The organism is Bradyrhizobium sp. JYMT SZCCT0180, from assembly GCF_018130165.1.
Classification (GTDB): Bacteria; Pseudomonadota; Alphaproteobacteria; order Rhizobiales; family Xanthobacteraceae; genus Bradyrhizobium.
Window position 1 is genome coordinate 1 of the sequence record NZ_JAFCLZ010000050.1, and the last position, 1048, is coordinate 1048.

The 1048-nt window shown below is 58.5% G+C and carries 2 protein-coding genes; both read right to left on the minus strand.

The features are described 5' to 3' along the window. Positions 1-53 precede the first annotated feature (53 nt). Complete coding sequence (locus JQ641_RS37705) at positions 54-605, minus strand: ABC transporter substrate binding protein (RefSeq protein ID WP_212002413.1); 552 nt, start codon at positions 603-605, stop codon at positions 54-56. Between the two features lie 16 nt (positions 606-621). Beyond that, on the minus strand, positions 622-1048 hold a 427-nt coding region (locus JQ641_RS37710), incomplete at its 5' end, for an ABC transporter substrate binding protein (protein ID WP_283815275.1).

Here is a 1048-nt window from a genome sequence, read left to right on the forward strand (position 1 = left end):
GCATGTCTCAAAGATGCCAAACTCGGACTCATGCGCCGCAGCAAGCAGCCCGCCTATTCAATCACCTCGTCGGCGCGAGCAAGAAGCGTCGGCGGGATAGCTATGCCGAGCGACTTCGCGGTCTTGAGGTTGACCGCGAGTACGAACCGGATGGGTTGCTCAACTGGTAGATCGGCGGGCCTGGCTCCACTCAGGATCTTCGCAACATATCCCGCAGACCGGCGAAACATATCCGGGAAACTCGGCCCATAAGATAGCAACCCGCCATCACCGACATAAGCAGCCGCTTCCCAAACCGAGGGCAGGTGATGACGAGTGGCGAGTTCGATCAACTGCGTGCGCCAAAAATTCAGGAAAGGCGAAGCCATCGTCGCCATCCCATTGACGCCGCGCCCGATTGCCCGCTCGAACGTCTGCTCAAATTGGTCAGGATAGCTTGCTTCGACGATATCCGGCTCGACTGCCAATGCACGGGCCGCAGCCACTGCCTCCGCCACCGTGGCGGGAAGAATGCTCGAATGGTGCAATATCATCAGCCGCGTAATAGCCGGGACAACTTCCTTCAGCACTTCGATGCGTTTGGTCTCCAGATCAGCATTCGACATAGACAGTCCAGTCGCGCTACCCCCCCGGACGCGCGAGGCTCTTAACAACGCCACTTGCAATCGGGTCTCCGACGATCGCAAAAACGATCGGCGTTGCCATTCGTGTTGCCATCAGCGCGAGCACCGGCTGTGCACCGACAGTCACGATGATATCGAGATTGCGCTTCGCAAGGTCTTCTGCGAGCTGGCGCAATCTCTCCGCTCGGCCATCCGCCCAGACATAGTCCACGGTGAGATTACGCCCCTCCACCAAACCATTCTCAAGTAGTCCTTGCTTGAAGGCATCTATGTGGTTCGAGCTGAGGGTTGATGAGCTTCCTGGTCCCAAAAAGGCGATGCGCGCAACACGTTCCGGCGATTGTTGTGCGCGTGCGCCAAGCGGCCAAAACGCCGTTGTGCCGCCAAGAATCGCGATGAAATCGCGGCGTTGCATGTGCCTCCTG

Excerpts from the sequence above, each read along its gene's own strand:
- JQ641_RS37705 (WP_212002413.1), bottom strand. The coding sequence starts at position 605 with ATGTCGAATGCTGATCTGGAGACCAAACGCATCGAAGTGCTGAAGGAA.